The sequence below is a fragment of the Azospirillum formosense genome (assembly GCF_040500525.1).
Classification (GTDB): domain Bacteria; phylum Pseudomonadota; class Alphaproteobacteria; order Azospirillales; family Azospirillaceae; genus Azospirillum; species Azospirillum formosense_A.
Map to the genome: position 1 here is coordinate 487,145 of NZ_CP159403.1, position 24,982 is coordinate 512,126.

The window sequence follows — 24,982 nt, forward strand, 5'->3', positions numbered from 1 at the left end:
CATGAGGGGTTTCGCCGCGCTCGTCCTGTTGCTGTCTTTCGTCTCAGGACCGGTCCAGGCCCGCGATGCGCTGGACTGGCTGGCGCGGGAGCCGGTGACTCTGCTCGACTGGGGCATGACCCGGCTGCGCGGCGACCTGCACGACACGGTGGACGGGCTGTCCCGCGATCTGCGGACGGAGGTGTCGCGCAGCGGCGTCTTCTACCACTTCCAGGACCGGCGGATCGTCGCCTACGCCAACTTCGTCGATCTGCCGCGCAACCGGACCGAGGACGTGTGCAGGGATGTCTACACCCGGCTGGCCGGCGCGCTGGTCCGCGGCGGGCCGCAGGGGGTCGGCGGGGCGGCCTGGTATCTGGAGAGCGTGTTCAGCCATGACTCGCAGGGCGGTGACCGGCCCCAGGACCTGGGCGACCAGCTGGCCGACAAGGTGGTGTTGCAGGTGACCATCGGGCCGAAGCCGTCCCAAGCCTTCGACGACGGGCGCCGCATCACCTGCACCGGCCGTCTCGACGCGGCGCCGGAGAACATCGCGCTCAAAAGCGAAGGGTGACGATGACGCGCGGCAGATGACGGCGGGCCCGCGCCGTCCTATAAGTGCGGCCATGACCGACGCCACGCCCGATTCCGCCCCCATGTCTGGCCCCATGCCCGCTGTTTTCGACCCGCAGGCCCTGCCGCCGCTGCGCGAGGTGATCGCCCGCTTCGGGCTGGATGCCCGCAAGGCGCTGGGACAGAACTTCCTGCTCGACCTCAACCTGACGGGCCGCATCGCGCGCTCGGCGGGCGACATGACCGGCGTGACGGTTGTCGAGATCGGCCCCGGTCCGGGAGGGCTGACCCGCGCCCTTCTGGCGACGAAGGCGAAGCAGGTCATCGCCATCGAGCGCGACCACCGCTTCATCGAGGCGTTGCAGGACGTGATCCAGGCGGCGGACGGGCGGCTGTCCATCGTCGAGGGCGACGCGCTGGAGGTCGATCCCATTCAGATTGCCCCGGCCCCGCGGGCCATCGTGGCAAACCTGCCCTACAACGTGGCGACGCCGCTGCTGATCGGCTGGCTGGGGCGGATCGAGGAGTTCGTCAGCCTGACGCTGATGTTCCAGAAGGAGGTCGCGGACCGTCTGGTCGCCAAGCCGGGCAGCAAGGCCTACGGCCGCCTGTCGGTGATCACGCAGTGGCGGTCGGACGCCCGGGTGCTGTTCAACCTGCCGGCCAAGGCCTTCACCCCGCCGCCGAAGGTGGAGTCGACCATCGTCCACCTGACCCCGCGTGCCAACCCGGAGCCGGCGGAGTGGAAGGCGCTGGAGCAGGTGACCGCCGCCGCCTTCGGCCAGCGGCGCAAGATGCTGCGCCAGAGCCTGAAGAGCCTGGGGAACGCCGAGGCGCTGCTGGCCGCCGCCGGCATCGAGCCGACCGCGCGGGCGGAGGAGGTCGATGTGGCGGGGTTCGCGGCGCTGGCGCGGGCGTATCGGGGGAGGTAGGTCCTTGCCCCCTCCCTAAAGCGGATTTCGGTTCAGTTTAGATTCGGGTAGCCGCATAGCTTAAACCACGCTTTGGCGTCGGTAGCGGTGATCGCATTGAGGGCTGGGCCGAGTTCCTCGTTGAGGGCCTCGACGGTGCGGGCTTCCTTGGCGCGCAGGATTCCTTTGAGCTTGGCCCAGCCGGGCTCGATGGGCGAGAGGTCGGGCGAGTAGCGCGGGAGGAAGCGGACACGGATCCCCGCCGTCTCAAAGGCGGCGAGGATATCGGCCCGCTTGTGAGCGGAAAGGTTGTCCATCACGACCACGGCGCCGGGTTTGTCGCGCCGAAGCACGGGCAAGAGCACCTGCTCGACAAAGGCGAGAAACACGGCCGAGGAGGTGGACGCCTCGATGCTCATGGCGGCCAGCATGCCTTCGGCGCTCAACGCCCCGAGCACCGTGACGCGGTGCCACGACCCACAGGGCACGGATCCGAGCGCCCGCTGGCCGCGCGGCGCCCGGGCCTGGGTGGGCGTCATCTGGGTGTTGATGCCGGTTTCATCGAGGAAAACCAAACGCGCCGGTTCATGGACCACCGCATCGTCCCGGTAGGCCGCGCGTTCCGCGGCGATATCCGCGCGCTCTTGCTCGCTGGCCCTCAGCGTCTTTTTTTGCGCGCCAACCCCAGCCGCTTCAAGGTGCGGCACACCACCGCCGGGCTCAGCGCGATGCCGGTGCGTGCGGCCAACCGGTCGCGGTACTGTGCCAGTGTCGCGTCATTATCCTCCCGCACCAAGGCCCGCAGCACGCTCACGCCCTCCGCGTCCAGTTTGGCTGGTACGCCGCCGGCATGCGGCTTGGCGACCCGCCGCCCCTCAAGGCGTGCGGCCCGCACCCAGTTGTACGCGCAGGCTCGGCTGATCTGGAAGCGCCGCGCCAGCAACTCGGGGCCGCCCTCGTGGCGCTCATAAGCCAGCAGAACCCGTTCGCGCAGATCGGAGGAATATGGCTGGCCCATGGCGCGCGGTCCTTCAGCTGTGTCTTCCTCCAACCGCTCAGGCCAGCCAAAATTCCGTCTATACTCAGCGACAATCCGCTTTAACCCTCCCCCGCTTCGCGGTGGAGGGGATGAGTGCCCTCTCCCGCGAAGCGGGGGAGGGAGGGGACCTACGAAGTGGGGTGAGAGGGGGCTGAAGCCTACAGCGCCGCCTGAACGCTCTCCACAAAGGCCGGCATCCCGACCTGCCGCGTCCGTCGCAGCCGCTCGGCGCGCAGGATGGCCTGGACCGCCTGCACGCTCTCGTCCACGTCGTTGTTGACGATCACGTAATCGTATTCGCCCCAATGGCTGATCTCGTCCGACGCCTTGGCCATGCGCTGGGCGATCACTTCCGCCGAATCCTGGCCGCGGGCGTGCAGGCGGCGCTCCAACTCGGTCCCCGAGGGCGGCAGGACGAAGACGCTGACCAGATCGGCGCGGGCGTTGGCCGCCAGCTGCTGCATGCCCTGCCAATCGATGTCGAACAGCACGTCGCGCCCGGCGCTCAGCGCCGTCTCCACGGCGTGGCGCGGCGTGCCGTAGCAGTTGCCGAACACGCGGGCGTGCTCCAGCAGTTCGCCTTGGCCGGCCATGCGGTCGAACTCCGGCATGTCGACGAAGTAGTAATGGACGCCCGGCTGCTCGCCGGGACGCATCGGCCGGGTGGTGACGGACACCGACAGGGTGATGCCGGGATCGCGGTCCAGCAGGCGGCGCGAAATGGTGGTCTTGCCCGCCCCGGAGGGGGAGGACAGCACGAGCATCAGGCCACGCCGGGCGATTTTCGCGTTCATAGTCTTCAGCATCACTCGATGTTCTGGACCTGCTCGCGAAGCTGCTCGATGGAGGCTTTCAGCGACAGGCCGATGCGGGTCAGCTCCACGTCGGCGGACTTGGAGCACAGGGTGTTGGCTTCGCGGTTGAATTCCTGGCACAGGAAGTCGAAGCGGCGGCCGATGGCGCCCCCCTCCGCCAGCATGTCGCGGGCGGCCTGGATGTGGGCGCGCAGGCGGTCCATCTCCTCGCGCACATCGGCCTTGGCGATCAGGATGGCGGCCTCCTGGGCGAGCCGCTCCTCCGGCAGGGCCGGGGCGGCGTCGAGCAGGGCGGCGACCTGGCTGCGCAGACGCTCGCGCAAGGCCTCGGGCTGGGTGCTGGCGCAGGCGGCGGCGGCGGTGATCAGCCGCTCGATCTCGTCGAGATGGCCGTTCAGGACGGTGACCAGACGCGCCCCTTCCGACAGGCGGGCGGTGACGAGTTCGCCGATCAGCCGGCCGAGGTCGGCCTTCAGCGCGGCCTCCACCCGCTCCCGCGCGTCGCCCTCGTCCTCCTCCACCGGCTCGATGATGCCGCGGACGGACAGCAGCGAATCGAGACGCGGCGGGGCGGCCCCGGCGCCCTCGATCTCGCGCGCCAGCTCCAGCACCTGGGCCAGAAGCTCGCGGTTGATGCGGAGCTGCGCCACCGACTGGCTGCGGGTGACGGTCAGGTTCAGGTTGACGCTGCCGCGTGCCAGCCGCTTGGGGATCTCGGCGCGGGCGGCGGCCTCCAGCGTGTCGAAGCCGGCGGGCTGGCGGCAGCGGATGTCGAGGTTGCGCCCGTTGACGCTCTTCACCTCGAAGGTCCAACTGTAGCCGTCGGCATGCCCGTCCACGCGTGCGAAACCGGTCATGCTGGATACGGCGGAGCGTTGGGCGGGCAAAGCGGCCTCGACGAGTATTTGTGGGATCGGGAGGCTCACGTTATAGCGTCGGGCGGCCAAGGCAACAAGCGTCAGGGACAAGGGGGAAAGGGGCATGCGCGATCCGCGCTCGATCGTCATCACCGGGGCGTCCAGCGGCATCGGGGAGGAATTGGCCCTGGCCTACGCCGCCCCCGGTGTCGCGCTGGCCCTGAGCGGGCGCGACTCCGCAAGGCTGGAGGCGGTGGCGGAGCGCTGCCGCGCCGCCGGGGCGGCGGTGGAAACGGCGCTGGTCGATGCGGCCGACCGTGCGGCGATGGCGGGTTGGCTGGGCGCGCTGGACGCCCGCGCGCCGGTCGATCTGGTCATCGCCAACGCCGGAATATCCGCCGGCACGGGGGGCGGCGTGGAGAGCGCCGAGCAGGCGCGGCGCATCTTCCAGGTCAATGTGGACGGCGTGCTGAACAGCGTCCACCCGCTGCTTCCCGGCATGCAGGCGCGGCGGCGCGGGCAGATCGCCCTGATGGCCTCGCTGGCCGGCTTCCGCGGCATGCCCGGCGCGCCCGCCTACTGCGCCAGCAAGGCGGCGGTGCGGGTCTACGGCGAGTCGCTGCGCGGCGATCTGGCGGGGCAGGGGATCGGCGTGACGGTGATCTGTCCGGGCTTCGTGAAAAGCCGGATGACCGCGGTGAACCGCTTTCCCATGCCCTTCCTGATGGAGACGGACCGCGCCGCCCAGGTCATCAAGAGCGGGCTGGCCCGCAACAAGGCGCGCATCGCCTTTCCCTGGCCGATGGCCGCCGCCGTGTGGCTGCTGGCGGCTCTGCCGGTGGGATTGACGGACGTCCTGCTGCGGCAGGCGCCCCGTAAAGGGTGATGGGCAAGGAATGAAGAAAGGGGATTAGGGCTTGGCTTTCCAATAGCCCCAGACGGAGGCGGGCGGGACGTTCAGCGGGGTGAAGCCCAGCCGCTTGCCCTTGACGCCCAGCGCGCGCTGGTTCAGCGGCGACACGAGGCCGTAGGTGTAGAGAACGAAGCGCCCGCCCTCGGGAAGGATGCGGAAGCAGGCCTCGACGACCTCCTTCTGGGCGCGCATCGGCAGGTTCAGCATGGGGATGCCGATGACCACCGTGCCGACCTTGCCGACCAGCTCCGGACCGAGGATGTCGGCGGCCTTGCGGCAGTCGTCATGGACGACGTTGACGTCCGGGTAATGGCCGCGCAGGAAGCGCGACAGATGGTCGTCGATCTCGAAGGTGAAGATGCGGTTGCCCGGGATGCCGCGCTGGAGCAGGGCCTTGGTGATGGCGCCGGTGCCGCCGCCGAACTCCACGACGACCTGATCCGGCCCGCACAGCACCTGCTCGCCGATCAGCCGGCAGAGCGCGCCCGAGGATGGTGTAACGGAACCCATGGAAAGGGGATTTGCCAACCAACGCTGGAAGAAAAGCCACGCGGCCGGCGGCGTCTTGCCGCTTTTCTGCTTCTCCGCGACGGTGATTTCCGTTGGTGTCATGATCGGCCTTTCGCCGTTGGCTGTTGAGCGTTTTACCCCGGGGCTAAACAAGCTGGAGCCGCGGGGGGTCCCGAACCTAACAATCCCAGAGCGCACTTATGTCGCATCCGGGGTTCCCCCGCAACCGGCCGGAGCGGCGGGAGCTATGCCATAAACGCGGGATATGACGTGGCGGCCAGCAGGGTCTGGCCGGCGTAGGACAGGCTGCTGGCGACCAGAGCGAAGAAGACCAGCCCGGCCACGGTGAGGGCGAGGCTGACCGCGACGGCGGCCCCGTCGCGCTCGATCAGCCCCAGGGACAGCAGGACCAGGGCGAAGCCGGGCAGCCAGCCGGTCAGCGGCAGCGGGACCACGCAGGTCAGCGACAGCAGCAGCAGCAGCACGCCGAACCAGCGTTCCCCGTCGATGCTGGCGAAGCGGCTGTGGCGCGGCTTCAGCATCCGTTCGATGGCGGTCAGCCGCGGCATCGCCTTGTCGATCATGCGGGCGGCGAGGGAGCGGCTGACCGAGCGGCGCAGAATCCAGCCGGGCAGGGCGGCGCCGCGCTTGCCGAAGGCCATCTGGGCGGAGAAGAGAAGGATCGGCAGGTCGAACAGGCAGGACACGCCCAGCGGCACCGGCGCGATGGTGGGCAGCGACAGGGCCAGCAGGATGGTGCCCAGCGAGCGGTCGCCCAGCGCCTGGATCAGGTCGCCCAGCGACACCCGCCCCTCCGGCAGGTTGGCGCGGAAGGCCGCCAGCACGTCGGAGGTCCGCTCCTCACCATGCTCATGCCGCCCGCGGCGGGCGACGGTCGCCGGAAGCGAGGCGCCTCCGGTGAAGGCCACGTTGCGCGGCACGTTCATACGCCGGCCTCCGCAGCCGCCGACTCATAGGCTTCGAGATGCTCCAGCCACGCCTCCTCGGCGACGGACAGCTTCTTGTCCACGACGCCGAGGTCGATCTGCAGCTTCTGCAGCTTGTCGCTGGGACCGCTGTAGAGGGCGGGATCGGCCAGCTTCCCCTCGATCCTGCGCTTCTCCTCGGTCAGCTTGTTGACCTGCGACTCCGCATCGGTGGCCTTCTTCTTCAGCGGGGCCAGGGCGGCGCGGGCCTCCGCCGCGGCGCGGCGCTGGTCCTTGCGGCTGGCCCCGGCATCCACCGTCTCGCCGCCCTTGGCGGCAGCGCGCTCGGCCCGGGCGCGGTCGAGCAGGAAGCGGCGGTAGTCGTCGAGGTCGCCGTCGTAGGGCTGCACCGTGCCGTCGGCCACCAGCAGCAGCCGGTCGGCGGTCAGCTCGATCAGGTGCGGGTCGTGGCTGATGAGAATGACCGCGCCCTCGAACCCGTTGATCGCCTCGATCAGCGCCTCGCGGCTGTCCACGTCGAGATGGTTGGTCGGTTCGTCGAGCATCAGGATGTGCGGCGTCTCGCGGCTCATCAGCGCCAGCAGCAGCCGGGCCTTCTCGCCGCCGGACAGGTCGGCGATGCGGGTTTCCGCCTTGCTCTGCTGGAAGCCGAAGCGGCCGAGATGGGCGCGGACCTTCTCCTCCGGCGCCAGCGGCATGATGCGCTGGGTCTGCTGGATCGGGGTCAGCGACAGGTCCAACTCGTCCTGCTGGTGCTGGGCGAAATAGCCGACGCGCAGCTTGGTCGGGCGCTTCACCTCGCCGGCCATCGCCTCCAGCCGCCCGGCCAGCAGCTTCACCAGCGTGGACTTGCCGTTGCCGTTGGCGCCGAGCAGGGCGATGCGGTCGTCCATGTCGATGCGCAGGTTGACGCGGCGCAGGATGGCGCGGTCGCCGTAACCGATGGTCACCCCGTCCAGCGCGATCAGCGGCGGGGCCATCTCGTCCGGCTGGGGGAAATTGAAGACGACCTCGGCGTCGTCCTCCATCAGCGTGATGGTCTCCAGCTTCTCCAGGGCCTTCAGGCGGCTCTGCGCCTGCCGGGCCTTGGTCGCCTTGTAGCGGAAGCGTTCGACGAAGGCCATCATGTGCTTGCGCTTGGCCTCCTGCTTGGTCGCCATGGCCTGCAGCCGCTCCATGTTGGCGCGGCGCTGCTTGAGGAACTGGTCGTAGTTGCCGGCGTAGGTCACCAGCTTGCCCTGGTCCACATGGATGGTCGTCGTGGGGACCGAGTTCAAGAGGTCGCGGTCGTGGCTGACCAGCAGGATCGTGTGGGGGTAGTTCTTGAGGTACCCCTCCAGCCAGATGGTCGCCTCCAGATCGAGGTGGTTGGTCGGCTCGTCGAGCAGCAGCAGGTCGGGCCGGGCGAACAGCACGCCGGCCAGCGCCACGCGCATCCGCCAGCCGCCCGAGAAGTCGGAACAGGGCCGGGCCTGCGCGTCGGCGTCGAAGCCCAGTCCGGACAGCACCTGGGCGGCGCGCGAGGGCGCCGAATGGGCCTCGATGTCGGCCAGCCGGGCGTGGATCTCGCCGATGCGCATGGGGTCGGTGGCCGTCTCGGCCTCGGCCAGCAGGGCGGTGCGCTCCGTGTCGGCGGCCAGGACGGCGTCGATCAGGGTGGTGGCGCCGCTGGGGGCCTCCTGCGCCACCATGCCGATCTTGGTGCCGGTGGGAACGCCGATGGCTCCGGCGTCCGTCTGGAGCTGGCCGGCGATGAGCTTGAGGAGGGTGGATTTTCCGGTGCCGTTGCGGCCGACCAGCGCCACGCGGTGGCCCTTCGACACGACCGCGGTGGCGCGGTCGAACAGCACACGTCCGCCGTAGCGGAACGTCAGGTCGTTGATGTGCAGCATATCGGCGCCGGTTTACCACGGGGAAACCGCGATTTGAAGCGGGACCCGCGGGGCAACCCTTCATGGCAGCCGCGCGAAGCAACGCGAAACGCCCTCACGAACCGGTTGCCGTGGCCGAAAAGCGGCTATATAACCCCGCGCAATCGGCGCCCCGGCCAAACCAGCGGCGCCCATAACGCATTTCCAGCAGGAGCCCACCGCCATGGCCGTCGAACGCACCCTCTCGATCATCAAGCCCGATGCCACCCGCCGCAACCTGACCGGCAAGATCAACGCCAAGTTCGAGGACGGCGGCCTGCGCATCGTCGCGCAGAAGCGCGTCCAGCTGTCCAAGGCCCAGGCCGAGCAGTTCTACGGCGTGCATCGCGAGCGTCCGTTCTTCAACGACCTCGTCTCCTTCATGATCTCCGGCCCGGTCGTGCTCCAGGTCCTGGAAGGCGAGAACGCCATCGCCCGCAACCGCGAGATCATGGGCGCCACCAACCCGGCCAACGCCGCCGAGGGCACCATCCGCAAGGAGTTCGCCGAGTCGATCGAGGCCAACTCGGTGCACGGCTCCGACGCTCCGGAGACCGCCGCCCAGGAGATCGCCTTCTTCTTCGCCGGCATCGAGCTGGTGGGCTGATCGCGGCCCGTCCGCTCCGCAGCCTTGCGCGAAGGGCCGTCCCGACCGGGGCGGCCCTTTTCGATTCAGGGGCTTCCGCCCGCAACTTGTCGCCCGCGCCGGGTCACGGCATCGTGGACAGGCGTGGCGAAGTCGAGTATTCGGGGATTCTACCGCTAGGAGTACCCCCGCCATGGAAAATCCCGACGTCAAGCCGATCGTCGCGGCCCTTCTGGAACCGCTGCCGCCCCTCGTGAAAGGCAGGAACGACCTGAGCGATCCGGGCGTGGTGGAACTGCTGGTGCGCGGCTACGTCGACCAATGCCTGGCGGCGTTCCAGGAGGTGCTGCGCGGCAACGTCGAGCAGGACGCGGCCATCGACGCCATCAACGCGCAGGCGACGGCCCTGAACGCGGTGTTCCTGGGGACCAGCGGCTTCGACACGGTGATCGTCCATCCCTGGAACTCCGCCGACCAGCTCGGCCAGTTCCTTCAGGACACGGTGGGGCTGGATTTCCCGGCGGAGGATTGCGTGCGCGCCTCGCTGATCCACCTCGCGACCCACGTCATGCACGCCATCCAGGGCGGCACCGAGGCGTGGGAGCAGCAGGTGGACGCGTTGGTCGGCGAAATGCGCGACCTGCTGCTGGGCCGTCTGCCGGACGGGGCGTAAGCGCCCCGTCACAGCGAACTGGCCGAAGGATGGGACTAGCCGTCAGGCCAGGAAAATCGCCATGAAGACCAGCACGGCGATCACGCCCGCGGTCGCCAGCGTCAGGAATCGGGTGAAGGCGTGCCAGCCCGCCTCGTGGCGGCGGACGACATCCTCGCTGACCGGATTGTGGCCTTGCTCCGTAACCGCCATCGTTCTTTGCCTCCCCTTTTATGGTTCCGGCGGAGAATGTGGGGAGTGCGGACGGTTGCGGCAAGGGTTCCGCTTGACCAAGGGTCGCGCTTGGTAAGCGTTAGGCCGGCGGGTTGATCAGCGTCGGCAGGTCGGCCGCCGGGCCCGACAGGGTCACCCGGCCCTCCTCGACGCGGGCGCGGCCCTCGGCGATCAGGCGCAGCGCCTGGGGATAGAGCCGGTGCTCGGCCTCCAGCACGCGGGCGGACAGCCGGTCGGCGTCGTCGCCGGGCAGGACCGGCACCGCGGCCTGGGCGATGATCGGCCCCTCGTCCATCTCCGGACGCACGTAATGCACGGTGCAGCCGTGGAAGCGCACACCGGCGTCCAGCGCCCGGCGGTGCGTGTCCAGCCCCTTGAAGGAGGGCAGGAGCGACGGGTGGATGTTGATCATCCGGTCGTGCCAGCGCTCGACGAACCAGGGCGACAGCAGCCGCATGAAGCCGGCCAGACAGACCAACTCGACGCCCGCCCCGCGCAGGCGCGCGTCCATGGCCTCCTCGAACGACCGCTTGTCTCCGGGGAAGTCGCGGTGGCTGACCACGGCGACGGGCACTCCGGCGGCGGCGGCGCGCTCCAACCCATAGGCGTCGGCCTTGTTGGAGAGCACCAGAGCGATGTCCGCCGGAAAGTCCGGGGCGGCGCAGGCGTCGATCAACGCCTGCAGATTGCTGCCGCGCCCGGAAATCAGGACTCCAACCTTCAGGGCGTTGGACGTCAGGCCGACCATGCCGTGTCCATGCCGGTGACGGTGACGCGGGCGTCGCCGTCCTTGACCGCGTGGACGGTGCCGACGGTGAAGACCGTCTCGCCGCCCTGGGCCAGGATCCCGGCCGCCTGCTGCGCCTTGTCCGCCGGGACCACGACGACCATGCCGAGGCCGGTGTTGAAGGTGCGCGCCATGTCCAGCGGGGTCAGCCCGCCCGTCTTCATCAGCCAGTTGAAGACCGGCGGCAGCGGCCACTTGGACGCGTCGAGCGTGACGCCCAGCCCGTCCGGCAGGACGCGCGGGATGTTCTCGATCAGGCCGCCGCCGGTGATGTGGGCCATCGCCCGCACCGTGCCGGCGCGCACCGCGGCCAGCGTGCTCTTCACATAGATGCGGGTCGGGGTCAGCAGGGCCTCGCCCAGCGTCTTCCCGGCGTCCCAGGGGCAGGGCGAGTCGTAGCCGAGGCCGGACTTTTCCACCAGCTTGCGGACCAGCGAGTAGCCGTTGGAATGCACGCCGGAGGAGGCGAGGCCGAGCACGACGTCGCCGTCCTGCACGGTGGCGCCGGTCAGCGCGTCCTTGCGCTCCACGGCGCCGACCGAGAAGCCGGCGAGGTCGTAGTCGCCCTCGGCGTACATGCCCGGCATTTCCGCCGTCTCGCCGCCGACCAGCGCGCAGCCGGCCTGGCGGCAGCCTTCCGCGATGCCGGCGACGATGGCGCGGCCCGCGGCGACGTCCAGCTTGCCCGTGGCGTAATAGTCGAGGAACAGCAGCGGCTCAGCGCCCTGGACGACGAGGTCGTTCACGCACATCGCGACGAGGTCGATGCCCACCGTGTCGTGACGGTTCGCCAGGATGGCGACCTTCAGCTTGGTGCCGACGCCGTCCGTGGTGGCGACCAGCAGCGGGTCGTGATACCCGGCCGCGCGCAGGTCGAACAGGGCGCCGAACCCGCCCAGCCCGGCGTCGGAGCCCGGGCGCGCGGTGGAACGGGCGAGCGGCTTGATCGCGTCAACGAGCGCGTTGCCCGCATCAATGTCCACGCCGGCCTGCTTGTAGGCGTCGGACGTGTTATTAGACTGGGTGCTGATGGTATCCTCGCTTGGGCTGAGCTATATACCTGGGCCACCTGAACCGGGTCATTTTGGGCCGGGTCAATAGGGAACGGGCCGAACATACTCGAATCGGAAGGCTTTGCAATGCTCCACCGCCGCCATGCGCCGCTGTTTGCGGGCTTCGCCGCCATCACCGTGGCCCTGGCCGTTCCGGCCGGCCCCGTGGACGCGCAGGTGACCGGCGCCGCTCCACCCGCGGTGGCGGCTCCGGCAGCGCCTGGAACGGCTCCGGCGGCGGTCCAGGCCGCGGACCCCTTCACCGTGTCGGGGGTGAAGGTGGACGTTAGTGCCGCCAACGCCAACGCCGCCCGCGACCAGGCGATCCGCGACGCGCAGGTGAAGGCCTGGGCCGAGCTGTACAAGCGCCTCGTCCCCTCCGCCACCACGGTTCCCCGGGTGTCGGACATCGAGCTCGCCCGGCTCGTCCAGGGCTTCGAGATCGACGACGAGAAGGTGTCGGCCACCCGCTATGTCGGCAGCATCACCGTGCGCTTCCGCCCCAACCCGGTGCGCGAGACGCTGGCCGGCGGCGGCCAGCAGTATGTCGAGCCTCCGGCCCGGCCCTACGTGATCCTGCCGGTCACCGTCGTGGACGGGCGCCCCGTCCTGTGGGAGGACCGCACCGACTGGCGCGAGGCCTGGGAGGGCCGGCAGAGCGGCGCCTCGCTGGTGCCGCTGGTCGTTCCCGACGGCGAGCTGGCCGACATCTCCGCCATCGGCGTGAACGAGGCGCTGTCCGGCGATCCCGAGGCGCTGGCCCGCATCGCCCAGCGCTACAACGCCGGGGGCGTGGTGGTCGCCAAGACCGACCTGCCGGCGGGAGGGCTGGATCTCGGCCGTCCGCTGGCGGTCGAGGTGACCCACTACACGCCCGACGGCGCGCGGGACCAGCAGACGGTCAACGTGAAGGCCGACATGGCCGACCGCGCCGGCGACTTCCTGACCCGCGCGACGACCTTCGTGTCGGCCGCCATCGACGAATCCTACCGCCGCGACAACACCGTGGCGAGCGGGCCGGAGCAGTCGACGCTGGTGCGCGTGCCGCTGGCCAGCCTCAACGATTGGGTGGAGACGCGCAAGCGGCTGGGCATGGTCAACGCCGTCACCCGCACCGACGTGCTGTCGATCAGCCGCTACGAGGCGCTGGTGGCGCTGACCCACCGCGGCGACGTGGAGCGGCTGCGCCAGGCGCTGGCCCGCCGCGACCTCGGCCTGGCCCGCACTGGGGCGGTCGCGGCGCCGGTGCCGGTCCCCGCTCCGGGCCAGCCGGTTCCGCCGGCCGCACCCGCGCCGGAATGGCAGCTCCAGGTGCTGGCGAAGGGCGCCGGGGCGTCGTCTCTGGCGCAACCCGCCGCCGTTTCTCCGGCGCCCGTCCCGGCGGCTCCGTCCGCCTTCCCGCCGGCCACCGCCGTGCCGTCGGCCTATCCCGGCGTGACGCCGGCCCCGGTCGGCGCGCCGCAGACAGCGCCGGGGGCGCCGCCGCGCATCCTGGGCACGCTGCCGGCCACCGGGACGGCGCGCCCATGATGGCGGGGCTGGTGACGGCGGAGGGCGTGACGGCGGAGGGCTTCCCGGCGTTACACACGGGCCGGGTCCGGCCCTTACGGGGACGGCGGCAGTAGGACAACGGCAGAAGGCACCGCGGTGAGCATTCCGAACATCATCACCTTCGGCCGCATCCTGGTGGTGCCGGTCGCCGTCTATTTCATCCTGGCCGGGGAGTTGGGGGTCGCCTTCTGGCTGTTCGTCGGGGCGGGGGTGTCCGACGCCGTGGACGGGGCCGTGGCCCGCATGTTCCGCGCCCGCACCGTGCTGGGCGCCTATCTCGACCCGATCGCCGACAAGGCGCTGCTGGTCAGCGTCTACGTCTCGCTGGGCCACATCGGCGTGCTGCCGCTGTGGCTGGTCATCCTGGTGGTGTTCCGCGACCTGATGATCATCGGCGGGGTGATGCTGCTCTACACGCTGAAGGAGTCGCTGGCCATGCAGCCGCTCTACGTCAGCAAGATCAACACGGCGGTGCAGCTGTCCCTGGCGGCGGCGGTGCTGGCCCCGGCGGGGCTGGGGCTGCCCGACTTCCACCTGTTCGGGCGGGAGCTGGTGCCGCTGCTGATCTGGGCCTGTGCCGCGACGACGGTGCTGTCGGGGCTGGCCTACGTCTACCGCGGCGGCCTCCTGTTCAGCCGGCACGGAGGGGTGCCGTGACGGCGGGCAAGCAGATCCGCTTCTGGCTGATCGGGCTTGGCCTGTTCGTTCTGGCGCTGTGGCTGCTGTCGGGCATGCTGCTGCCCTTCGTGGTCGGGCTGGCCGTCGCCTATCTGCTGGACCCGGTGGTCGACCGGGTCGAGCGCTGGCGCCTGCCGCGCTGGCTGGCGACGACGCTGGTGCTGCTGTCCTTCGTCCTGGTTCTGGTGCTGATGGGCCTTCTGCTGCTGCCGCTGGTGCAGTCGCAGGTGTCCCACCTGATCGAGGTGCTTCCCAACTACGCCAACGCGGCGCGGGACCGGCTGATGCCGATGCTCGACCGGCTGGTGCACCGCCTGTCGCCGGAGGACGTGGAGCGGCTGCGCGGCGCCGCCGGCAACTACGCCGGGGACGTCGTCGGCTGGGTCGGCCGGGTGCTGAAGCACATCCTGTCGAGCGGGCTGGCGCTGTTCGACGTGCTGTCGGTGATGTTCATCACGCCGATCGTCGCCTTCTACCTGATGCGCGACTGGGACATCCTGGTCGCCAAGGTGAACGGCTGGCTGCCTCTGCACCACGCCGCGACCATCCGCGAACAGGCCCGCGAGGTCGACGAGACGCTGGCCGGTTTCGTCCGCGGGCAGGCGCTGGTCTGCCTCGTGCTGGGCGTGTTCTACGCGGTGGCGCTGTCGCTGGCCGGGCTGGACTTCGGGCTGGTGATCGGGCTGATGGCGGGGCTTTTGTCCTTCATCCCCTATGTCGGCTCTCTGTTCGGATTCGTGTCGAGCACCGGGCTGGCCCTGCTGCAGTTCGACGACCCGTGGCGAGTCGCCATCGTCATCGCGATTTTCCTGTTCGGGCAGGCGGTGGAGGGCAACGTCCTGACGCCCAAGCTGGTGGGCGAGAAGGTCGGGCTGCACGCGGTCTGGGTGATCTTCGCCCTGCTGGCCGGCGGGTCGCTGTTCGGTTTTGTCGGCGTGTTGCTGGCGGTTCCGGTGGCGGCGGTGATCGGGGTGCTGACACGCTTCGCGTTGGGGCGCTATCTTGAGAGCCCCTACTACCGCGGTACCCCCTCCTGATGATCCCCGCCTCATGACCCCTGTCCTATGACCGCTGCCCCATGACATTAGCGGCCCAGATCCCGCTCGACCTCGGACACCGCGCCGCCATGGGCTGCGAGGATTTCCTCGTGGCGCCCAGCAACGCCGAGGCGGTGGCATGGCTCGACCGCTGGCCGTCCTGGCCGGCGCCGGCCCTGACGCTGTACGGGCCGGACGGTTGCGGCAAGACCCATCTGGGGCATGTCTGGCGGGCGCGCAGCCACGCTCCCATCGCCATGGGCGATGCTCTGGACCAGATCGACCCGCACGCGCTGCTGGCCCGCGCCAACGCCGTGGTGGTGGAGGACGCGGACCGCGTGGCCGGCGCCCCGGCGCGCGAGGAGGCGCTGTTCCACCTCTACAACCTCGCCCGCGACTCGGGCGGGCATCTGCTCCTGCTGTCGCGCCGCCCGCCGTCGCGCTGGCGGATGAAGCTGGCCGACCTGCGCTCCCGCATCAAGGCGGCCCCGGCGGTGGGGGTGGAGGCGCCGGACGACGCGCTGCTCGCCGCCGTGCTGGTCAAGCTGTTCGCCGACCGGCAGCTGCGGCCGGGCATGGACCTGATCACCTACCTGCTGACCCGGATGGAGCGGTCGCTGGAGGCGGCGGGGCGGGTGGTCGCGGCGCTTGACCGCGCGTCGCTGGCCGCGCACCGTCCCCTGACCGTGCCGCTGGCCCGCGAGGTGCTGGCCGGTCTGGAGGCCGGGAGGGGAGGAGACGAGGATGGATCTGGGAATCGCCGGACGCCGCGCCATCGTGTGCGCAGCCAGCAAGGGACTGGGTAAGGCCTGCGCGCTGGCGCTGGCGCGCGAAGGGGTGGCGGTCACCATCACCGCCCGTGGCCGCGACCTGCTGGAGGCCGCCGCGGAGGAGATCCGCAAGGAGACCGGCGCCACCGTGACAACCGCCGTCGGCGACATCGCGACGGAGGAGGGGCGCGCCGCCGCGCTGGCCGCCTGTCCGGAGCCGGACATCCTGGTCAACAACGCGGGCGGCCCGCCGCCGGGCGATTTCCGCGACTGGGACCGCGACGACTGGGTCCGCGCCGTCGAGGCCAACATGCTGGCCCCGATCTTCCTCATCAAGGCGACGGTGGACGGCATGATCGGCCGCCGCTTCGGGCGGATCGTCAACGTCACCTCGGCGGCGGTGAAGGCGCCGATCCCAATCCTCGGCCTGTCCAACGGGGCGCGGGCCGGGCTGACCGGCTTCGTCGCCGGGCTGTCGCGCCAGACCGTGCGCCACAACGTGACGATCAACAACCTGCTGCCCGGCCCCTTCGAGACCGACCGCCTGCGCGCCACCATGGAAGGCGGGGCCAAGGCCAACAACCGCAGCCTGGACGAGGAGATGGACCTCCGCCGCGCCGGCAACCCGTCCGGCCGCTTCGGCGATCCGGCGGAGTTCGGCGCGGCCTGCGCCTTCCTCTGCTCCGCCCACGCCGGCTTCATGACCGGCCAGAACGTCCTGATGGACGGCGGCGCCTACGCGGGGACGCTGTAGACGGCAGGTTGTGATTCCGTCGGGTCCTGTCTGACCACCGTCTGGGGCCGTCAGACAGGGCCTGGCGAAGCGCCCGCTAGAAATCGCAACATGGATCGAGGGCCGCTATGGCCTCGAACGCGGTCTGCATGCCGCTTTCCCGGTGCGCTTCGCTGATGGCTAGACCTTCCGCGACGATCACATCGAGCCTCGTCACGCCGATGAACGCGAACAACGACCGAAGGTAGGATTCGGCGTGTTCGGACGACGCCAGGGACGTGCCCGGTCGATATTGACCGCCCCGCGCCATCGCAAGGATCACCCGCTTGTCATGCGCCAGTCCTTCCGAGCCGTTCTCCGTGTAGCGGAACGTCTTCCCCGCAATGACAATCCGGTCGATCCAGGTTTTGAGCTGGCTGGAAATGGTCAGGTTGTAAAACGCAACGCCGATGACGACGACATCGGCGGTGATGAACTCGTCCAAAACCTTTTCGCCAAGCGCGATGTCCTCCATCACGACCGGGGAAGCCGCCAGATGATCGCCGGTCAGATGCGGAACGGGAACAGCGACCAGATCGCGATGGACGATGTCGACCGCTGGATTGTGTTCCTTCAACCGTCGGACGACGGCTCTGGACAGCATGCGGCTCACCGATTGCTCACCGAGAATGCTGGAGTCGATATGAAGCAGTTTCATGGATGATCGTCCTGGAGATGTCGGCGGGAGCGTCGTGCGTCATGAACCGGCGGGCGGCTTCACGCCGAACGCCTGAAGCTGCATCACGACCAGCCCGAGAAAGATCAGGCCAAGACCGGCAAGACGGGTCAGCGGGACCGGCTTGCGAGGGAGGCCGACAAGGCCCCAGTGGTCGATGACGATCGACGCCAGCATCTGCCCGGCGATGGCCGCCGTGATGAAGCCGGCGGCTCCGAGTTTCGGCGCCAGCATGAGCGCGCCGGTGATATAGGCGACGCCGACAACACCGCCGATCCACACCCAGCGGGGGGCGTGCGCCAGAGACGAGAGGGTCGGCGCCTCCACCCTCGCCAACGCCAGAACGGGCAGGATGCAGGCGAAGCTGACGCAAAGGGATACGACCGTTCCCCACAGGGGATGACCGAGCGTCCGTCCCAGGACGGCGTTGGCCCCGGCCTGGAACGGCACAACCGCACCAGTGATGACCGCGGCGAGGATGAGAAGCAGAGCATTGGTTTGCATGGTTGATCCTCCATGCGTCACCGGATGCCGCATTCGCTTCATCGATGGAAATTCTTATGCGATATCTTATATATGCATGATACGAATACTCTTCGTGGCATCGACCTCAACCTTCTGGTGATCCTCGATGCTCTGCTTGCCGAGCGGCATGTGTCGCGCACAGCATCCCGACTGAACATGAGTCAGCCAGCGGTCAGCCACGCGCTCGCCCGTTTGCGGCATCTGTTCGACGATCCCCTGTTGATACGCCGCGACGGGCAACTGGTTCTGAGCACGAGGGCGCTTGAAATCGCTCCGGCGCTGACCGAAGCCCTGCGACAGCTGCGGGAGGTCCTGGGGCCGGGAGGCTTCGACCCGGCCAAGGAAAAGCGGACGTTTCGCCTGGCGATGTCGGATTACGGCTCCGCTGTCGTCCTTCCCGGTCTGTTGAAAAGGATTCGCCTCGAAGCGCCGGGGATCGACCTGGTCATAACCCAATCGAGCCGGGAAACGATGCTTCGGCAGGTTCTGGACGGGGATTGCGATCTGGCGGTGGGCGTGTTTCCCGATCTTCCTGAACGGATCGAGGTGGAGCAGCTTTCCATCGAGCATTTCGCTTGCCTTGCGGACCGGGAGAGGCTGGGAGGGCAGGGCCGTCTGGATATCGACGCCTACCTTGCCCGGCCGCACGTTCTCGTTGCGATGAAGGACCACGCAAGCACCGAGATCGACACGGCCTTGCACGCCATCGGCCGCGCGCGCCGCATCGCTGTCACGCTGCCGCATTGGGGAAATGCGCCGCGCTTGATCCAAGGGACGGACCTCGTTCTGACCGTGGCCCGGAAGGCCCTTGCGCTCCATGAGCATGATCCGGCCGTTGTCGTCTTCGAGCCGCCGTTTCCGATACCGCCCTTTCCCTTCGTCCAGGTTTGGCACGAACGGCGCGGCGGCGATCCCGCGTACCAGTGGCTGCGCAACGCGGTCGCGGGCGTCTCGATGGCCGCGTGAGCGACCGCCATCCAGGGGTGTGCCGTCCACGCAGGTCTGCGTAGCGGCGGAGGGTTAGGGAGGGGACAACGTCACGCCGTCACCAGAACACCGGCCCGTCGCGATACGCCTTCCACAGCCCCGGCAGCGCCTTGCGGCGCTTGTCGGCCTGCTTGGCGAGCCAGCGCGTGGTCGCCTCGGCGGCGGGCCGCTGCTCCGGCCGGTCCGCCGACAGGCGGTGCAGAAGATCGCCCGCCACGGCGGCGTCGTGCTCGGCATCCAGCGTGCCCAGCAGGGCATCGAGCGCCGCGATGAAGGGCACCGTTGCGGTTTCAGCGTAGAGGCCGCGGAAGAACTCCGCCGTATAGCGCAGCTTGCGCAGGCGGCGGCGCAGCCGGTCGCGCGCCGCGGCGTCGGCCTTCTCCAGCTCACGGCCCGCCTTCAGGGTTCCCGCCTTCAGGGCCTTGGCGTGCTGGGCGGCCAGCCAGGGACCGGACAGCTCGGCCATCGGGCGGTCGAGCTGGGCGCGGACCGCCGGTGCGGCGCCGGACTGCCACGCGCCCTCCTCCAGCCAGGCGCCGAGCGCCAGGATCAGCCCGGTGCAGCGGGGCGACTGGATGGCCTCCACCGCGGCCAGCGCCGGCCCGCGCCGGGCCTCGCGCACCGCGGCGGTCAGCGCGGCGAGCGCGTCGGCGGGGGCCTTCTCCGTCGCCGCGAAGGGCGCGATGCCCTGGGACAGCAGCACGTCCCAATCGCGCGCCGGGCCGAGCTGGCGGGAGAACCAGCGGATGTCGTTCCCGGCGCGGCAGGCGTCCGGCATCCCGGCCAGGGGACGGAACAGGCGGATGGCGGTGCGCAGGCGGCGCAGCGCGACGCGCATCTGGTGAAGCCCCTCCACGTCTCCCCCGGCCAGCGCGCAGGCCTCGTTGGCGAGCAGCAGCCGCAGACCGTGGCGGACGATGTGGCGGTAGGCCTCGGCCACCGTGGTGACCGGGGTCAGGCCCAGCGGTTCCGGCAGGACGGGAGCGGGCAGGCGCCCGGTGACCAGACGGTCGCCGATCTCCGCCTTGCTTTCCGTTCCGATGCGGACCGGGACGCGGCGCTGGAGCGCCAGCGCGAGGTCGAACAGGCGCCCGATGCGCCCCGACTTCAGCTCCAGCTCGACCTCGCTGATCCGGGCGCAGGCGTTGCCGGCGGTGATCTGGCCGTCGTCCACCGCCACCTCGATGGAGGTCAGGGCGTCCGGGCGGACGAGCAGGGTGGTGCGCCGGAAGTCCGTCGTGAATTGCGGAACCAGCGCCGCCCGCGCGTCCTCCGGCACCAGCGCGGCCACGCCCTCGGCGTCGAGGGGCGTCATGTCGGGGGCGGCCGTGGGGATGATCCAGTCCCACTTCTTGCGGATGGCCACCGCGGCCGAATCGCCGGGGGTGGCGGCGTTGATCGTCTTCAGCGTCTGCACGAAGCGGTCGCCGTCCTGCCGCACCCGCAGGGCCACGCCCCCCAGGAACAGGCGGCGGTCCGGCGTGTCGTAATAGACGGTGCGCAGGTCGCGGACGGTCGGGGCGCCCTCCGCCGCTTCCTTCAGCGCGGGCAGGTCCGCAACGCGGGACAGATCGCGCGGGTCGAGGTGGAGCTTCATCTCCACCTCGCGCACGGCGGACACCGCGGCGGGTGCGCCGGTGGGGACGGTGTTCTGGGGCGCGGAAGACACGGGGGCGACTCCTGCTCGGTTCCGGGCCTGCTCGGTTCGGGGTTGAAATACCCCATTTGGCAAAAGGGCGTTAAGAGAGTTTCCGCGGCAGGATGAAATCGGCCAGCCGTCCCGCCCCGCTGTCCAGGTCGGCCCAGCGGGTCGCTTCGAACAGCAGAACGGCGCAGGCGCCGGTCGGGAACTTCTCCGCCAGCGCTTCCCGATGCCGCTCGTCGCCGCGTCCGGTCAGGTCGCGGGCGAGGTCGTGGAGGTCCGGGTTGTGGGCGACCAGCATCAGGGACGACGCGGAGTCGGGCGCGTCGCGCAGCCGCTCCAGAAGGACGCGCGCCCCGCACAGGTAGAGGCCGCGCTCGCGCTCCACCGGTATGTCCGGCGCGTCCATCACCTCCAGCAGCCGGTCGGCGGTGTCCGCCGCGCGCCGGGCGGTGGAGCACAGCACCAGCCCGATGCGCGCGCCGCGCTCCTTCAGTTCGTGGCCGACCAGCCGGGCCGCCTTCCTGCCCCGCGGCGCCAGCGGGCGGTCGTGATCGTCCAGGGAGGGATCGTCCCACGCCGACTTGCCGTGGCGCATGAGATAGAGCGTCTTCATCGCGGGAGTCCCTTCCTGTCCGAATCGGCGCCCGCCGGAATGCGCCGGGGGTGCGACTGTTTTCGCAGCGGTATTATCGTGGCGGCGGTATTATGCTGTCTGACCCAAAACCGTAACGTAGTTGGGGTAGGTTGCTTGGCCCGTCGACCGCGGCGGGGCGGTTCGGCCCGACCGGACTGTAGCGGCACCACCCATCACGCAAAAGCCCGAGGCTGCTGTGACCGAACTTCAGGACCTGGAAGCGACCTGCATCGAAGCGGACGCGCCGGAGCGCTTCATCAATCGCGAACTGTCGTGGCTGGCCTTCAACCAGCGCGTCCTGGATGAGGCGTCCAACCCGAATCACCCGCTTCTGGAGCGGCTGAGGTTCCTGTCGATTTCGTCCAGCAACCTCGACGAATTCTACATGGTCCGCGTCGCCGGCCTGAAGGGGCAGGTGGCCGCGGGGGTGAAGACCCCCAGCGCCGAGAACCTGACCCCGGCCCAGCAGCTCACCGCGGTGAACCAGCGCATCGTCGAGCTGATGAACGCGCAGCAGACCATGTGGCGCAGCCTGAAGCAGGACCTGCGCGAGGCCGGCATCATGGTGGTCGGCGCCGAGGACCTGACCGACGGCGAGAAGGACTGGCTGGAGGCCAAGTTCCTCGACGACATCTTCCCCATCCTGACCCCCATCGCCGTGGACCCGGCGCACCCGTTCCCCTTCCTGCCCAACCTGGGCTTCTCGCTGGCGCTGCAGCTGCACGAGCCGGTGAAGGGGCGGCACCTCGACGCGCTGGTGCCGCTGCCGGCGCAGCTCGACCGCTTCATCCGCCTGCCGGGCTCGGAGATCCGCTTCATCCAGCTGGAGAAGCTGGTGATGCTGTTCATCGACCGGCTGTTCCCGCCGTTCCAGGTGAAGGCGCACGGCGTCTTCCGCGTGCTGCGCGACAGCGAGATGGAGATCGAGGAGGAGGCGGAGGATCTGGTCCGCACCTTCGAAAGCGCGCTGAAGCGCCGCCGCCGCGGCAGCGTCATCCGGCTGGCCACCGACGCCGGCATGGCCGCCGACCTGCGCGAGTTCCTGCGCCACGAACTGCGCGTGTCGAACGACGACGTGTTCATCCTCGACGGGCTGATCGGCCTGTCGGACACCCGGCAGCTGATCGTCGACGAGCGGCCCGATCTGGTCTTCCGCCCCTTCAACGCCCGCTTCCCGGAGCGCATCCGCGACTTCGGCGGCGACTGCTTCGCGGCCATCCGCGACAAGGACATCGTCGTCCACCACCCGTACGAGAGCTTCGACGTGGTGGTGCAGTTCATCCGGCAGGCGGCGCGCGACCCGCAGGTGGTCGCCATCAAGCAGACGCTCTACCGCACCAGCAAGGACAGCCCGATCGTCGCCGCTCTGATCGAGGCGGCTGAGGCCGGCAAGTCGGTGACCGCCCTGGTCGAGCTGAAGGCCCGCTTCGACGAGGAGGCCAACATCCGCTGGGCGCGCGACCTGGAGCGCGCCGGCGCCCAGGTGGTCTACGGTTTCGTCGATCTGAAGACGCACGCCAAGGTGTCGCTGGTGGTGCGGCGCGAGAACAAGGCGCTGCGCAGCTACGTGCATTTCGGGACGGGCAACTACCACCCGATCACGGCGAAGGTCTACACCGACCTGTCCTTCTTCACCTGCGATCCGGCGCTCTGCCACGACGCGGCGGTGATGTTCAACTACATGACCGGCTACGCCACGCCGAAGCTGCTGGAGAAGATCGCCATCGCCCCGATTACGCTGCGCCAGAAGCTGGGCCAGCTGATCGACGCGGAGATCGCCAACGCCGCCGCCGGCAAGCCCGCCCACATCTGGGTGAAGCTGAACTCGCTGGTCGATTCGGAGATCATCGACCGGCTCTACAAGGCGTCGCAGAAGGGCGTGCAGATCGACATGGTGATCCGCGGCATCTGCTGCCTGCGCCCCGGCGTGAAGGGCCTGTCGGAGAACATCCGGGTGCGCAGCATCGTCGGGCGTTTCCTGGAGCACGGGCGCGTCATCTGCTTCGCCAACGGCCACGCGCTGCCCAGCCCGCAGGCCAAGGTCTACATCTCCTCCGCCGACTGGATGACGCGCAACCTGGACCGCCGCATCGAGACGCTGGTGCCCATCGAGAACCCGACGGTGCACGAGCAGGTTCTGGACCAGATCATGGTCGCCAACCTGAAGGACGAGGCGAACACCTGGAAACTCGGCCCCGACGGCGTTTATCATCGGGTGGAGGCTGGTCCGGACGCGTTCAGCGCCCATAACTACTTCATGACCAACCCCAGCCTGTCGGGCCGCGGCAGCGCGCTCAGCAGCAAAAAGTCGCCGCCGCGGTTGAAGCTGCGTACGGTCATCTGATTGAGGACATCGGTTGCTTATGACGCCGGCGCAGGAACACACGGTCTCCACCAAGGCCGCCGAGAAGGTGGTCGACAAGGTGGTCGACAAGGGCGAGCGGATCGCCGTCATCGACATCGGGTCCAACTCGATCCGGCTCGTCGTCTATGACGCTCTGAAACGGTCGCCCCTGCCGGTCTTCAACGAGAAGGTCCTGTGCGGGCTCGGCCGCGGCGTGGAGAAGACCGGTTGCCTGAATCCGGACGGCGTGGCCCAAGGGCTTGAGGCCCTGGAGCGCTTCGCCCTCCTGGTCGCGGGCATGCGCGTTGGGCGGCTGGACGTCATCGCCACCGCGGCGGTCCGCGACGCCACGGACGGAGCGGCCTTCATCCAGAAGGTGAAGGACCGCACCGGCCTCGACGTCAGCGTCATCAGCGGCGAGGAGGAAGCCCGGCTGTCCGCCATGGGCGTGCTGTCCGGCACCCCCGCCGCGGACGGGCTGGTCGGCGACCTCGGCGGCGGCAGCCTGGAGCTGGTGCGGCTGGAGCGCGGCGTGATCGGCGAGCATCTGACGATGCCGCTGGGGCCGCTGCGCCTGATGGAGTTGAACCCGGCCAAGCCGAACGGGCTGGTCCGCGCCATCGACCAGCATCTGGAAAAGCTGGACTGGCTGGCCCAGATGCGCGGGAAGCCCTTCTACCCGGTGGGCGGCGGCTGGCGGGCGCTGGCCAAGCTGCACATGGAGCATGTGAAGCACCCGCTGCACATCATTCACCACTACACGGTGCCTTTCGCCGAAGCGCGGGACTTCGCCGGGCTGATCGCCAAGCAGAGCCGGTCCTCGCTGGAGAAGATGTCCGGCTCGCGCCGCCGCATCGACACGCTGCCCTACGCAGCGCTGGTCTTCGAACGGTTGCTGCGGATGGTCCAGCCGTCCAACGTCGTGTTCTCCGCCTTCGGCCTGCGGGAAGGGCACCTTTACGCGCTGCTCGATCCGGAGGCGCAGCGGCAGGACCCGCTGATCGCCGCCGTCGAGGACTGGGCGCAGCGCTTTGTCCGAATCGGCGACCCGGCCCTGCTCGTGTCCTGGACCGGCAACCTCTTCGCCGGGGAGGACGACGCGGCGCTGCGGCTGCGTCAGGCCTCCTGCCTGCTGAGCGACGTTGGCTGGGCCGAGCATCCCGATTACCGCGCGGAGCACGCCTGCCTGCGCATCCTGCGTTATCCCTTCCCCGGCATCGACCATGACGAGCGGGCCTTCCTCGCGCTGGCCGTCTATGCCCGCTACGCCGGTTCCATCGACGGGCCGGGCACGCCCAACGCGGTCACCGCAGGGCCGCGGGCTCTGCTCAGCGACGCCCAGGCGCGCAAGGCCATGGTGCTGGGGCTGGCGCTGCGGCTGGCCCACACGCTGACCGGCGGCGCCACCGCGCTGCTGCAGCGCACGGCGCTGAAGGTGTCGGGGGAACGGCTTGTGCTGACCCTGCCGGACGATTTCAGCGTGCCGGCCGGCGAGACGGTGCAGCGGCGCCTGGACGCGCTGGCGAAGGCGCTGAACCGCAAGGGCGAGATTGTGCCGCCGGCTCGGCCCCAGGCGGCGGAGTAGGAGCGGGAGGCGG

At 69.6% G+C, this 24,982-nt stretch carries 27 protein-coding genes; 13 read left to right on the forward strand and 14 right to left on the reverse strand.

What is annotated here, in order from left to right:
* Nucleotide 1: 1 nt before the first annotated feature.
* A complete protein-coding gene (locus ABVN73_RS15320; RefSeq protein ID WP_353860504.1) occupies nt 2-553 on the forward strand; it encodes a hypothetical protein in 552 nt (183 codons plus the stop codon).
* An 82-nt stretch (nt 554-635) separates the two neighbouring features.
* Nucleotides 636-1,484, forward strand: a complete 849-nt coding sequence (gene rsmA / locus ABVN73_RS15325; RefSeq protein ID WP_353860811.1) for a 16S rRNA (adenine(1518)-N(6)/adenine(1519)-N(6))-dimethyltransferase RsmA — start codon at nt 636-638, stop codon at nt 1,482-1,484.
* Nucleotides 1,485-1,516: 32 nt separating this feature from the next.
* Here the strand turns inward: rsmA and ABVN73_RS15330 are convergent, their stop codons facing one another.
* From ABVN73_RS15330 to ABVN73_RS15345, 4 genes are all read right to left on the reverse strand, one after another.
* Complete coding sequence (locus tag ABVN73_RS15330) at nt 1,517-2,170, reverse strand: IS630 family transposase (protein WP_353857768.1); 654 nt, start codon at nt 2,168-2,170, stop codon at nt 1,517-1,519.
* Entirely contained in the window at nt 2,122-2,481 is a 360-nt protein-coding gene (locus ABVN73_RS15335; protein ID WP_353857512.1) for an IS630 transposase-related protein, read from the reverse strand. The genes ABVN73_RS15330 and ABVN73_RS15335 overlap by 49 nt, the downstream gene beginning before the upstream one ends.
* 179 nt (nt 2,482-2,660) lie before the next feature.
* Nucleotides 2,661-3,296 carry a guanylate kinase gene (gene gmk, locus ABVN73_RS15340; RefSeq protein ID WP_353860505.1) on the reverse strand — a complete coding sequence of 212 codons (636 nt, stop codon included), beginning with the start codon at nt 3,294-3,296 and terminating at the stop codon, nt 2,661-2,663.
* Between the two features lie 11 nt (nt 3,297-3,307).
* Nucleotides 3,308-4,174 carry a YicC/YloC family endoribonuclease gene (locus ABVN73_RS15345; protein ID WP_353860506.1) on the reverse strand — a complete coding sequence of 289 codons (867 nt, stop codon included), beginning with the start codon at nt 4,172-4,174 and terminating at the stop codon, nt 3,308-3,310.
* Nucleotides 4,175-4,298: 124 nt separating this feature from the next.
* On the opposite strand from ABVN73_RS15345, the gene ABVN73_RS15350 reads away from it, so the two are divergent.
* Nucleotides 4,299-5,060, forward strand: a complete 762-nt coding sequence (locus ABVN73_RS15350) for an SDR family NAD(P)-dependent oxidoreductase (protein ID WP_353860507.1) — start codon at nt 4,299-4,301, stop codon at nt 5,058-5,060.
* A 24-nt stretch (nt 5,061-5,084) separates the two neighbouring features.
* Here the strand turns inward: ABVN73_RS15350 and ABVN73_RS15355 are convergent, their stop codons facing one another.
* The 3 genes from ABVN73_RS15355 to ABVN73_RS15365 form a co-directional block, all read right to left on the reverse strand.
* Entirely contained in the window at nt 5,085-5,597 is a 513-nt protein-coding gene (locus ABVN73_RS15355) for a phospholipid methyltransferase (RefSeq protein ID WP_236778273.1), read from the reverse strand.
* Between the two features lie 245 nt (nt 5,598-5,842).
* The gene (locus ABVN73_RS15360) at nt 5,843-6,544 is read right to left on the reverse strand and encodes an exopolysaccharide biosynthesis protein (RefSeq protein ID WP_353860508.1); all 702 of its coding nucleotides are present in this window, start codon (nt 6,542-6,544) and stop codon (nt 5,843-5,845) included.
* Nucleotides 6,541-8,436: an ABC-F family ATP-binding cassette domain-containing protein gene (locus tag ABVN73_RS15365; protein WP_353860509.1), complete on the reverse strand. Its 1,896-nt coding sequence runs from the start codon at nt 8,434-8,436 to the stop codon at nt 6,541-6,543. The genes ABVN73_RS15360 and ABVN73_RS15365 overlap by 4 nt, the downstream gene beginning before the upstream one ends.
* 202 nt (nt 8,437-8,638) lie before the next feature.
* Between ABVN73_RS15365 and ndk the strand changes: the two genes are divergently transcribed.
* Nucleotides 8,639-9,061 (forward strand): nucleoside-diphosphate kinase, encoded by a 423-nt coding sequence (gene ndk / locus ABVN73_RS15370; RefSeq protein WP_014197473.1) that lies wholly within the window; start codon nt 8,639-8,641, stop codon nt 9,059-9,061.
* 172 nt (nt 9,062-9,233) lie between these two features.
* Nucleotides 9,234-9,713, forward strand: coding sequence for a hypothetical protein (locus tag ABVN73_RS15375; protein WP_137140665.1), 480 nt, complete (start codon nt 9,234-9,236; stop codon nt 9,711-9,713).
* 42 nt (nt 9,714-9,755) lie between these two features.
* On the opposite strand, the gene ABVN73_RS15380 is transcribed toward ABVN73_RS15375, so the two are convergent.
* The 3 genes from ABVN73_RS15380 to purM form a co-directional block, all read right to left on the reverse strand.
* Entirely contained in the window at nt 9,756-9,905 is a 150-nt protein-coding gene (locus tag ABVN73_RS15380) for an aa3-type cytochrome c oxidase subunit IV (protein WP_353860510.1), read from the reverse strand.
* 100 nt (nt 9,906-10,005) lie between these two features.
* Entirely contained in the window at nt 10,006-10,674 is a 669-nt protein-coding gene (gene purN / locus ABVN73_RS15385) for a phosphoribosylglycinamide formyltransferase (protein WP_353860511.1), read from the reverse strand.
* Nucleotides 10,662-11,744, reverse strand: coding sequence for a phosphoribosylformylglycinamidine cyclo-ligase (gene purM / locus ABVN73_RS15390; RefSeq protein ID WP_353860812.1), 1,083 nt, complete (start codon nt 11,742-11,744; stop codon nt 10,662-10,664). Before purM ends, purN begins: the two co-directional genes overlap by 13 nt.
* Nucleotides 11,745-11,852: 108 nt before the next feature.
* Between purM and ABVN73_RS15395 the strand changes: the two genes are divergently transcribed.
* From ABVN73_RS15395 to ABVN73_RS15415, 5 genes are all read left to right on the forward strand, one after another.
* A complete protein-coding gene (locus tag ABVN73_RS15395; protein WP_353860512.1) occupies nt 11,853-13,295 on the forward strand; it encodes a DUF2066 domain-containing protein in 1,443 nt (480 codons plus the stop codon).
* Between the two features lie 117 nt (nt 13,296-13,412).
* The gene (locus ABVN73_RS15400; protein ID WP_353860513.1) at nt 13,413-13,973 is read left to right on the forward strand and encodes a CDP-alcohol phosphatidyltransferase family protein; all 561 of its coding nucleotides are present in this window, start codon (nt 13,413-13,415) and stop codon (nt 13,971-13,973) included.
* A complete protein-coding gene (locus ABVN73_RS15405) occupies nt 13,970-15,031 on the forward strand; it encodes an AI-2E family transporter (RefSeq protein WP_353860514.1) in 1,062 nt (353 codons plus the stop codon). The genes ABVN73_RS15400 and ABVN73_RS15405 overlap by 4 nt, the downstream gene beginning before the upstream one ends.
* Nucleotides 15,032-15,072: 41 nt before the next feature.
* Nucleotides 15,073-15,837 carry a DnaA/Hda family protein gene (locus tag ABVN73_RS15410; protein WP_353860515.1) on the forward strand — a complete coding sequence of 255 codons (765 nt, stop codon included), beginning with the start codon at nt 15,073-15,075 and terminating at the stop codon, nt 15,835-15,837.
* Nucleotides 15,776-16,555 (forward strand): SDR family oxidoreductase, encoded by a 780-nt coding sequence (locus tag ABVN73_RS15415; protein ID WP_353860516.1) that lies wholly within the window; start codon nt 15,776-15,778, stop codon nt 16,553-16,555. The genes ABVN73_RS15410 and ABVN73_RS15415 overlap by 62 nt, the downstream gene beginning before the upstream one ends.
* A gap of 76 nt (nt 16,556-16,631) precedes the next feature.
* Here ABVN73_RS15415 and ABVN73_RS15420 read toward each other — a convergent pair whose 3' ends face one another.
* Nucleotides 16,632-17,231, reverse strand: coding sequence for an NAD(P)H-dependent oxidoreductase (locus tag ABVN73_RS15420; protein ID WP_353860517.1), 600 nt, complete (start codon nt 17,229-17,231; stop codon nt 16,632-16,634).
* Between the two features lie 39 nt (nt 17,232-17,270).
* Nucleotides 17,271-17,753 carry a DMT family transporter gene (locus ABVN73_RS15425; protein ID WP_353860518.1) on the reverse strand — a complete coding sequence of 161 codons (483 nt, stop codon included), beginning with the start codon at nt 17,751-17,753 and terminating at the stop codon, nt 17,271-17,273.
* Nucleotides 17,754-17,825: 72 nt separating this feature from the next.
* Here ABVN73_RS15425 and ABVN73_RS15430 point away from each other — a divergent pair, with 72 nt between their 5' ends.
* Nucleotides 17,826-18,740 carry a LysR substrate-binding domain-containing protein gene (locus tag ABVN73_RS15430; RefSeq protein WP_353860519.1) on the forward strand — a complete coding sequence of 305 codons (915 nt, stop codon included), beginning with the start codon at nt 17,826-17,828 and terminating at the stop codon, nt 18,738-18,740.
* Between the two features lie 79 nt (nt 18,741-18,819).
* Here ABVN73_RS15430 and ABVN73_RS15435 read toward each other — a convergent pair whose 3' ends face one another.
* Both ABVN73_RS15435 and ABVN73_RS15440 read right to left on the reverse strand, forming a co-directional pair.
* A complete protein-coding gene (locus tag ABVN73_RS15435; RefSeq protein WP_353860520.1) occupies nt 18,820-20,430 on the reverse strand; it encodes a CHAD domain-containing protein in 1,611 nt (536 codons plus the stop codon).
* A gap of 70 nt (nt 20,431-20,500) precedes the next feature.
* A complete protein-coding gene (locus ABVN73_RS15440) occupies nt 20,501-21,019 on the reverse strand; it encodes a histidine phosphatase family protein (RefSeq protein WP_353860521.1) in 519 nt (172 codons plus the stop codon).
* A 217-nt stretch (nt 21,020-21,236) separates the two neighbouring features.
* On the opposite strand from ABVN73_RS15440, the gene ABVN73_RS15445 reads away from it, so the two are divergent.
* Both ABVN73_RS15445 and ABVN73_RS15450 read left to right on the forward strand, forming a co-directional pair.
* The gene (locus ABVN73_RS15445; RefSeq protein WP_353860522.1) at nt 21,237-23,384 is read left to right on the forward strand and encodes an RNA degradosome polyphosphate kinase; all 2,148 of its coding nucleotides are present in this window, start codon (nt 21,237-21,239) and stop codon (nt 23,382-23,384) included.
* A 19-nt stretch (nt 23,385-23,403) separates the two neighbouring features.
* Nucleotides 23,404-24,969 carry a Ppx/GppA family phosphatase gene (locus ABVN73_RS15450; protein WP_353860523.1) on the forward strand — a complete coding sequence of 522 codons (1,566 nt, stop codon included), beginning with the start codon at nt 23,404-23,406 and terminating at the stop codon, nt 24,967-24,969.
* Nucleotides 24,970-24,982 lie beyond the last annotated feature (13 nt).

What these genes read in the sequence shown, in the direction of transcription:
- ABVN73_RS15430 (WP_353860519.1), top strand. Translation starts at nt 17,826, where the DNA reads ATGCATGATACGAATACTCTTCGTGGCATCGACCTCAACCTTCTGGTG.
- ABVN73_RS15395 (WP_353860512.1), top strand. Translation starts at nt 11,853, where the DNA reads ATGCTCCACCGCCGCCATGCGCCGCTGTTTGCGGGCTTCGCCGCCATC.
- purN (WP_353860511.1), bottom strand. Translation starts at nt 10,674, where the DNA reads ATGGTCGGCCTGACGTCCAACGCCCTGAAGGTTGGAGTCCTGATTTCC.
- ABVN73_RS15365 (WP_353860509.1), bottom strand. Translation starts at nt 8,436, where the DNA reads ATGCTGCACATCAACGACCTGACGTTCCGCTACGGCGGACGTGTGCTG.
- ABVN73_RS15355 (WP_236778273.1), bottom strand. Translation starts at nt 5,597, where the DNA reads ATGGGTTCCGTTACACCATCCTCGGGCGCGCTCTGCCGGCTGATCGGC.
- ABVN73_RS15320 (WP_353860504.1), top strand. Translation starts at nt 2, where the DNA reads ATGAGGGGTTTCGCCGCGCTCGTCCTGTTGCTGTCTTTCGTCTCAGGA.
- gmk (WP_353860505.1), bottom strand. Translation starts at nt 3,296, where the DNA reads ATGAACGCGAAAATCGCCCGGCGTGGCCTGATGCTCGTGCTGTCCTCC.
- ABVN73_RS15380 (WP_353860510.1), bottom strand. Translation starts at nt 9,905, where the DNA reads ATGGCGGTTACGGAGCAAGGCCACAATCCGGTCAGCGAGGATGTCGTC.
- ABVN73_RS15375 (WP_137140665.1), top strand. Translation starts at nt 9,234, where the DNA reads ATGGAAAATCCCGACGTCAAGCCGATCGTCGCGGCCCTTCTGGAACCG.
- rsmA (WP_353860811.1), top strand. Translation starts at nt 636, where the DNA reads ATGTCTGGCCCCATGCCCGCTGTTTTCGACCCGCAGGCCCTGCCGCCG.
- ABVN73_RS15335 (WP_353857512.1), bottom strand. Translation starts at nt 2,481, where the DNA reads ATGGGCCAGCCATATTCCTCCGATCTGCGCGAACGGGTTCTGCTGGCT.
- ABVN73_RS15345 (WP_353860506.1), bottom strand. Translation starts at nt 4,174, where the DNA reads ATGACCGGTTTCGCACGCGTGGACGGGCATGCCGACGGCTACAGTTGG.
- ABVN73_RS15410 (WP_353860515.1), top strand. Translation starts at nt 15,073, where the DNA reads ATGACATTAGCGGCCCAGATCCCGCTCGACCTCGGACACCGCGCCGCC.
- ABVN73_RS15440 (WP_353860521.1), bottom strand. Translation starts at nt 21,019, where the DNA reads ATGAAGACGCTCTATCTCATGCGCCACGGCAAGTCGGCGTGGGACGAT.
- ABVN73_RS15360 (WP_353860508.1), bottom strand. Translation starts at nt 6,544, where the DNA reads ATGAACGTGCCGCGCAACGTGGCCTTCACCGGAGGCGCCTCGCTTCCG.
- ABVN73_RS15415 (WP_353860516.1), top strand. Translation starts at nt 15,776, where the DNA reads ATGGATCTGGGAATCGCCGGACGCCGCGCCATCGTGTGCGCAGCCAGC.
- ABVN73_RS15425 (WP_353860518.1), bottom strand. Translation starts at nt 17,753, where the DNA reads ATGCAAACCAATGCTCTGCTTCTCATCCTCGCCGCGGTCATCACTGGT.
- ABVN73_RS15350 (WP_353860507.1), top strand. Translation starts at nt 4,299, where the DNA reads ATGCGCGATCCGCGCTCGATCGTCATCACCGGGGCGTCCAGCGGCATC.
- ndk (WP_014197473.1), top strand. Translation starts at nt 8,639, where the DNA reads ATGGCCGTCGAACGCACCCTCTCGATCATCAAGCCCGATGCCACCCGC.
- ABVN73_RS15420 (WP_353860517.1), bottom strand. Translation starts at nt 17,231, where the DNA reads ATGAAACTGCTTCATATCGACTCCAGCATTCTCGGTGAGCAATCGGTG.
- ABVN73_RS15450 (WP_353860523.1), top strand. Translation starts at nt 23,404, where the DNA reads ATGACGCCGGCGCAGGAACACACGGTCTCCACCAAGGCCGCCGAGAAG.